Source organism: Streptomyces sp. NPDC001868, from assembly GCF_040297125.1.
In the GTDB taxonomy this organism is placed as follows: domain Bacteria; phylum Actinomycetota; class Actinomycetes; order Streptomycetales; family Streptomycetaceae; genus Streptomyces.
This window is the reverse complement of the sequence record NZ_JBEOYO010000055.1, coordinates 35,218-42,870: the sequence shown is the minus strand read 5'-3', so window position 1 is coordinate 42,870 and position 7,653 is coordinate 35,218. Positions and strand designations below refer to the sequence as shown.

Genomic DNA, 7,653 nt, shown 5'->3' with positions numbered 1-7,653 from the left:
CCCCGTACCCCCCGGGCACCCCCCCCCCACCCCCCGCACCCGCGGCCGCGGTTCCGGACGTTCGTGTTTTCGCCAGTCCGGGTGAAAATTTGGCTACCGTCACCGAACCGCCAGTAACCTGGGCACCCGCCGTCTCACGGCCAGCACTGCCTTGGGGGACACCTTGGGGGACCCGCAGCTCGGCGATGACCCCGAGCACCGCGACGACCGGGAGCCGACCGCGCTGACCACGCGTTCCCTCCCCGCACAACAGACCTTCCCTGCCCAGCTGAGACGGCTGCGGCGGGAACGCGGACTGTCGCTCACCGACCTGGCGCGCCGGACCCACTACAGCAAGGGCTACCTCAGCAAGATCGAGACGGGTACGAAACGCGCCACTGTCGACGTCGCCCGACTCTGCGACCAAGTCCTGTGCGCCGAGGGCGAGTTGCTCCGCCTGGTGCAGCAGGCCCCACCTCGCGACGCCGACGCCGACGGCGAACCCGTGGCTGAGGCCGAGGCCGCCGCAGGGCCCCGGCCGTCGGGCGGGGCGTGTCCCTACCGCGGCCTTGCGGCGTTCACCCCGCAGGACGCGGCCTGGTTCTTCGGCCGGGAGCACGCGACGGCCGCCCTGGTGGAACGGATCTTCGAACGGGTGGGCAGCGGACCGCTGATGCTGGTCGCGCCCTCGGGCGCCGGCAAGTCCTCCCTGCTCAACGCCGGTCTCGTCCCCGCCCTCAGACGCGGCGACCTCCCCATGCCGGGCGCCGACCGCTGGCCGGTGGTGCTGCTCACCCCCACCTCACGCCCCATGGACGAGCTGCTGGAACGCACCGCGAAGGCACTCGGCGGGGACCTCGGCACCACCGTGGAGGAGGTGCGGGAGAACCCGGCCGCCCTGCTGGACGCCGTACGCGCGATGGGGGACGGATCGGTGAGGGGCGCGTTGGCGACGGACGGACCGGTGACGGACGGACCGGTGACGGACGGACCGGTGACGGACGGCTCGGCGACGGGTGCATTGACGACGGGCGCATTGGCGACGGACGGCTCGGCGACGCACGGACCGGTGACGCACGGACCGGTGACGGCCCCCGGGGACCGCAGACCCCCGCCCCCTCGACTCGTCCTGATCGTGGACCAGTTCGAGGAGCTGTTCACCCTCTGCTCCGACGACGAGGAACGGCGCGCCTTCGTCCGGGTGCTCCGCGCCCTGGCGACCGCCGGGCCGGAACCGGACACCCGCCCCCCGGCCGTCGTGGTGCTCGGCGTACGCGCCGACTTCACCGGCAGCTGTCTGGGACTGCCCGAACTGACCCCGATCCTCACCGACGGCCTGTTCGTCCTCGCGCCGATGTCCGTGTCGGAGCTGCGGGAGGCGATCACCCGCCCCGCCGAACTCGCCGGTGTCACCCTCGAACCCGGCCTCCTCCCCCTTCTCCTGCGCGACGCGGGCCTGCGCGACGAACCGGGGACGTCGGCGCGGCACACCACAAGGGACACCCCAAGGGACACCGCACGGGGCACCACGCGGGACACCCTGTGGACCACCTCCATCGGCGCCGACGAGACACCGTCCGGCGCCCTCCCGCTGGTCTCCCACGCCCTGCTCGCCACCTGGCAGCGCCGCACGGACTCCGCGCTCCTGACCGTCGACGGTTACGAACGGGCCGGCGGCATACAGGGCGCCATCGCCCGCACCGCCGAGACCGTGTTCGCCCGGCTGTACCCGGCCGAGCAGCGGACGATCCGCCGCATCCTGTCCCGGCTGGTGCTCGTCGCGGACGGCGCCGGGGCGACCCGCCGCCGGATGAGCCGGGCCGCCCTGCTGGAACAGCTCGGCGACGCGGACGGCACCGCCGCAGCCCTCGACGCCTTCGTACGGGCCCGGCTCATCACCCTGGACAGCGACACGGTCCAGATCACCCACGAGGCCCTGCTGCACGCCTGGCCCCGGCTGCGCGACTGGATCCACGCCGACCGGGCCGGCCTCCTCCTCCACCAGCAACTGGCCCACGCCGTAGCCGAATGGGAGCGCGAGAACCGCGACCCGTCCGCCCTCTACCGGGGCACACGGCTGGACACCGTACGGACCTGGGCCGACGAGTCGGACGGCTGGAGCAGGCTCGGGCCCGGCGAGGAGGCCTTTCTGAGGGCGAGTCAGTCCGAGGAGGACGGCCGCCGCAGACAGGCCGCTCGCCAGGTCCGGCTGCGGCAGACCATGATCGCCACCCTGGTCGTCCTGCTCGGGCTCGCCGTGACCGCCGGCGGCCTCGCCCACCAGCAGCGGGAGGGCGCCCGCGACCAGGAGCGGGCCGCCCGCTCCCAGGCACTCGCCGTGCGCTCCGCGTCCCTCGCCGGGGGCCAGCCGGAGGCGTCGATGCTGCTCGCGGAGGAGGCCTACCGGGCCGACACCACCGCCGAGGCACGCGGTGCCCTGCTCAGCACCCAGTCCCAGCCCTTCTCCGCCCGGCTCGACGGCCACCGGGGGCCGGTCAACGCGGTGGCCTTCGCGCCGGACGACCGGACCCTGGCCACCGCCAGCTCCGACGGCACCGTCACCCTGCGCCGCACCGGCGGCGACCATCGGACGCTCGCCACCTTCACCGTCCCCGGCCGCGTCCGCTCGGTCGCCTTCAGCCCCGACGGCCGTACCCTCGCGGCCACCTCGACGGACGGGCCCGTGACCCTCCTGGACATCGCCGACCGCCGCCGGACGGCCCTCCTCTCCGCGAAGACCAAGGGCGCCCGGGCGGTGGCCTTCGACCCCCGCGGCGGAGCGCTCGCCGTCGCGACCGCCGACGGAACGGTCCAGCTCTGGACCGCCGGGCGCACACCCCGGCGCACCGCCTCCCTCACCGGCCACGAAGGCACGCTCCACGCGCTGGCGTACGCCCCCGACGGCCGGACGCTCGTCTCCGCCGGCGCCGACCGGACCGTACGCCTCTGGGACACCGACCGCGCCCGGCGGTTGGACGTCCTCAAGGGCCACACCGACGAGGTGCTGGGCGCGGCGTTCTCCCCGGACGGACGGCAGGTCGTCTCCGGCGGCGTCGACCGGACCGTCCGGCTGTGGGACGTACGGGACGCGCGCGACGGCCGGGCCACCGCGACGTTCACCGGCAGCAGCGACGACATCAACGCCGTCGCCTACACCCCCGACGGCGCGGCGGTGGTGGGCGCGGTCGGCGACGGCACGACCCGGCTGTGGGACGTGCGCAGCGGCCGGCAGACCGCGGTCCTCGCCGGACACACCGACTACGTCCTGGGGGTCGCCGTCACCTCCGACGGCGCCAGGCTGGCCACGGCCGGCTTCGACCAGTCCGTCGTCCTGTGGGACCTGGGCGGACCGGTGCTGACGGCCCGTCCGTTCACGGAGGTCTGGCAGGCGGTGTACAGCCCCGACGGAAAACTGCTGGCCACGGCCGACACCGACCACACCGTACGGCTCTGGGACGCCCGGAACCACCGGCTGCTCAAGCGGCTCACGGGCCACACCGAGACGGTGTTCTCGGTGGCCTTCGCGCCCGACGGCAAAACTCTCGCGTCGGCGGGCTCCGACGGCACGATCCGCCTCTGGGACGTGGCCACGCGCAAGCACCTGGCGACACTCACCGACCACACCGGGGAGGTCTTCTCGGTGGCCTTCGCGCCCGACGGCCGGACCCTCGCCTCGGCCGGCGCCGACCGCACGGTCCGCCTCTGGGACGTGGCATCGCGGCAGGGCGTCGCCACCTTCGAGGGGCACGAGGACTACGCCAACGCCGTCGCCTTCAGCCCCGACGGCCGCACCCTGGCGAGCGCCGGCGACGACCTGACCGTACGGCTCTGGGACGTCCCCTCGCACCGCGCTCTGGCCGAACTGACCGGCCACACGGGCGCGGTGAGGGGAGTCGCCTTCTCACCGGACGGCCGCACCCTCGCCAGCAGCGGCAACGACGGCTCCGTACGCCTGTGGGACGTCCGCGAACACCGCTTCGAGGCCGCCCTGACCGGACACACCGGCTCCGCCCGGGGCATCGCCTTCTCACCGGACGGCCGGATGCTCGCCAGCAGCGGCAACGACCGTACGGTCCGGCTGTGGGACGTCGCCTCCCGGCGGCCGTGGGCGACGCTGACCGGCCACACCAACGCCGTGTGGGGCGTGGACTTCGCCCCCGACGGCCGGACGGTGGCCAGCAGCAGCACCGACGGCACGGTACGGCTGTGGGACCTCGACCCCGGGGCCAGGCTGGCGGAGATCTGCCGGCTGAGCGCCGGCATAGGCCCGGACGAACGCGACAGCCTCCTGCCCGGGGTCCCCATGTCGGCGGAACCGGCCTGCGCCCGCACCTGAGCGCGGCGCCCGGCCGGGGACCGACTCCCCTGCTCGGAGGGGGTTTCCCAGGTGTTTCCCGGTTGCCCGATCGGGTGGGGCGACACCCGGACCTCGACGAGCGGGCCGCACCGCGAGCAGGCTGCTGCACGACCAAAGAACACACGTTTGGCCGCAGCGTGTTCGACCGCAACATGTACGGCACGTTGACCGCCACACGTACGACCACACTCACGCTCGATCCAGTGATCCACACAAGACAGGAAACGGGGGTCCCGGCATGGTGAGCCGGACCGCACTCACGCGCACAGTCATCCGCACACTGATCACACTCCTGGCCGTCCTCTTCTGGGCGCCGCTCTCCGTGGCCGCCACCGCGCAGGCGGCACCGGCCGCTCCCGCCGACGAGTGCCGCGTCCTCGCACCCGGCGCCTCGGCGGCCGCCGAGCGGGCCGTCGCCACCGCCTGCGCCGAGGTCGCCGCCGGCACCTGGTACACCTGGGGCGGCGGCCACGGCGCCCAGCCCGGCGCCACCTACGGCCAGGTCGACCCCACCGACCCGGCCAGCGAACACGACCCCGAGCGGCGCGGCTTCGACTGCTCCGGCCTCGTCCGGTACGCCTATGCCCAGGCCACCGGCGGTCAGGACATCCTCAACGGTGTCGCCAGCCAGCAGTACTACACCCACCGCGCCGCCGCCCGCTTCACCGCCGCCCAGGGCCTCGCCCCGTTGCTGCCCGGCGATCTCCTCGCCTATGGCAAGGACTCGACGGACATGCAGCACATCGCCATCTACCTCGGTGCCGGCAAGATGGTCGAGGCCCGGCAGTCCGGCACCAAGCTGATGGTGAGCGACGTCCGCCTGGGCAGCACCTACTTCGGCGCCGTCCGCGTCAACACCGGCCAGGTCACCGGCAACATCCACCAGACCTGGGGCACGGGCGTCTGGACCAAGGCCGAGCCCAGCCTCGGGGCCCGACGCGTCTACGCCTTCCCGTACTCCACCACCATCCGCGTCGAATGCCAGAAGCACGCGGAGCTGGTCCGCTCCGAGGGCTACGAGAACGACGTCTGGTCCTACCTGCCCGACTACAAGGCCTGGGTCACCAACATCTACATCAAGGGACCGGCCTGGCTGGAGGGCGTACGCGACTGTAACCAGAACCCTCCGACTCCATGACCACGCCCGCACCGTGAACGACACTCGCGCCGGTGACCGCCAGGGGGGGGCGGTCACCGGCGCGAGTGTGTTGCGCGGGTGTGTTCGGCTCAGGCGGTGGCGCTGATGGTCAGGAAGCCGCCTTGCGCACCTCGTCCAGCCGCACCACCCGGTGCTCCGCCACCGACAGGGTCGCCGCCTCGGCGATCCAACTGGCCTCGATGGCGTCGGCGACGGTGCAGGGGGAGGTGCGGGTGCCGGCGACGACCTCGGTGAAGGCGGTGAGTTCGGCGCGGTAGGCGGGGGCGAAGCGGTCCATGAAGAAGTTGTGCGGCACGCCCGCGGGGAAGGTGACGCCCGGCTCGGCGGAGCGCAGCGGGAGCTGGGTGTCGAGGCCTGCCGCGATGCTGTCCTTCATACCGTGCAGTTCCAGGCGGACGTCGTAACCGCGGGCGTTGTGGCGGGAGTTGGAGATGACGCCGATCGTGCCGTCGTCGAAGGTGAGGAGCGCGGAGGCGGTGTCGACGTCGCCCGCCTCCTTGATGTACTCCGCGCCCCGGTTGCCGCCGGTCGCGTAGACCTCCACGACCTCCCGGCCCGTCACCCAGCGGACGACGTCGAAGTCGTGCACCGCGCAGTCCCGGAAGATGCCGCCCGAGGACGCCACGTACCCGGCTGGCGGGGGCGCCGGGTCCAGGGTCGTCGAGCGTACGGTGTGCAGCTGGCCCAGCTCGCCGTTCCGGAAGGCCTCCCGCGCGGTCACACAGCCCGCGTCGAAGCGGCGGTTGAAGCCGATCTGGACCTGTACGTCGCTGTTCTCGACGGCGCGCAGCACATCGAGGCTCTCCTCGATCGTCTTCGCCACCGGCTTCTCGCAGAACACCGGGATGCCCGCCTCGACCGCGGCCAGGATCAGCCCCGGGTGCGCGTCCGTCGCGGCGGTGACCACGACCCCGTCGATCCCGGAGGCGAACACGGCCTCGGGCGAGTCGGCCACCGTCGCGCCGAACTTCTCGGCGGCGGAGGCGGCGGCCGCGGCCAGCGGGTCGGAAACGACCAGCTGTTCCACGACGTCGAGCCCGGCGAGAGTCCCGGCGTGGAAGGCGCCGATGCGGCCCAGCCCCAGGATGCCAATGCGCATGACGAGTGTCCCTTTCGAAAGTGCAGATGGAGCAGATGAAGCAGATGCGGCGGATACAGCGGATACAGCAGGTTCGGCAGGTTCGGATACAGCGGATGCGAGAGGGTGCGGGCAGGTCAGTCGGAGGCGCCCAGGACGTTCTGGTCCCAGTCGATCACCGAGCCGGTCACCACGCCGCTGCGGGCGGACAGCAGCAGGACGACGAAGTCGGCGATCTCGTCGACCTGGCCGAGCTTGCCCATCGGGAGGCGCTCGGCGGCCCGCTCGCGCCAGTCGTCGCCCGCGCCGTGGAACTCCCGCTGGATCGCGTCCTCGCCCTCGGTCTCCGTCCAGCCGATGTTGAGGTCGTTGATCCGGATACGGTCCCAGCGGTGGGCGTGGGCGGCGTTGCGGGTCAGGGCGGCGAGGCCGGCCTTCGCGGTGGAGTACGGGGCCAGGTGCGGCGGGCCGCCGTGGGCGCAGTTGGAGCCGATGTTGACGATCGTCCCGGGAGACTTGCGGGACACCAGGTGCTCGACCACGGCCTGCATCGCGAAGAAGGGGGCGCGCAGGTTGATCGCGATGTGCGCGTCGAAGAGTTCGGGTGAGGTGTCGAGGAGCGAGCCCCGGGAGGTCAGGCCGGCCGCGTTGACGAGGCTGTCGACCCGGCCGTGGGCCGCGATCACCTGTTCCACGGCGCCGCGCACCTGCGCCGGGTCCGCCAGGTCGGCCCGTACGAAGGTGGCGCCGGTGTCCGCCGCGAACTTCTCGCCGACCTCGGCGCGGCGGGCCGTGAACGCGACGGTCGCGCCCTCGCGCAGGGCCGCCCGGACGACACCCGCGCCGACGCCCTGACTGCCGCCGTTGACGAGGACGACCTTGTCCTCCAGTAGTGCCATGAGGGGGAGTTCCTTCCGGGCTGGGCCCGGGGGGTGCCGGGTCCGTCGACAGGCGTGGTCGCGGGAGCTTCCACGGCGCCCTCGCCTCTGTCAGTCTTGGGGCGCGTGGCCCCTCGTACAACCCGCAGCGGGCCATCAAAAACCCATCATCCGGTCCACCGTCCGAGCACCGCCGAGATCC

At 73.0% G+C, this 7,653-nt stretch carries 4 protein-coding genes; 2 read left to right on the top strand and 2 right to left on the bottom strand.

Translation table 11 applies throughout. The annotated features are described in order from the left end of the window. The first annotated feature begins 163 nt into the window (after nt 1–163). Together ABT147_RS38760 and ABT147_RS38755 are read left to right on the top strand one after the other, a co-directional pair. A complete protein-coding gene (locus ABT147_RS38760) occupies nt 164–4,315 on the top strand; it encodes a WD40 repeat domain-containing protein (RefSeq protein ID WP_351415359.1) in 4,152 nt (1,383 codons plus the stop codon). Nucleotides 4,316–4,574: 259 nt separating this feature from the next. After that, nucleotides 4,575–5,474, top strand: a complete 900-nt coding sequence (locus ABT147_RS38755; RefSeq protein ID WP_351415357.1) for a C40 family peptidase — start codon at nt 4,575–4,577, stop codon at nt 5,472–5,474. A 109-nt stretch (nt 5,475–5,583) separates the two neighbouring features. On the opposite strand, the gene ABT147_RS38750 is transcribed toward ABT147_RS38755, so the two are convergent. Both ABT147_RS38750 and ABT147_RS38745 read right to left on the bottom strand, forming a co-directional pair. Next, complete coding sequence (locus ABT147_RS38750) at nt 5,584–6,594, bottom strand: Gfo/Idh/MocA family protein (RefSeq protein WP_351415355.1); 1,011 nt, start codon at nt 6,592–6,594, stop codon at nt 5,584–5,586. A 116-nt stretch (nt 6,595–6,710) separates the two neighbouring features. After that, nucleotides 6,711–7,472, bottom strand: coding sequence for an SDR family oxidoreductase (locus ABT147_RS38745; protein ID WP_351415353.1), 762 nt, complete (start codon nt 7,470–7,472; stop codon nt 6,711–6,713). Nucleotides 7,473–7,653: the final 181 nt, after the last annotated feature.

Excerpts from the sequence above, each read along its gene's own strand:
- ABT147_RS38745 (WP_351415353.1), bottom strand. The coding sequence starts at position 7,472 with ATGGCACTACTGGAGGACAAGGTCGTCCTCGTCAACGGCGGCAGTCAG.
- ABT147_RS38755 (WP_351415357.1), top strand. The coding sequence starts at position 4,575 with ATGGTGAGCCGGACCGCACTCACGCGCACAGTCATCCGCACACTGATC.
- ABT147_RS38750 (WP_351415355.1), bottom strand. The coding sequence starts at position 6,594 with ATGCGCATTGGCATCCTGGGGCTGGGCCGCATCGGCGCCTTCCACGCC.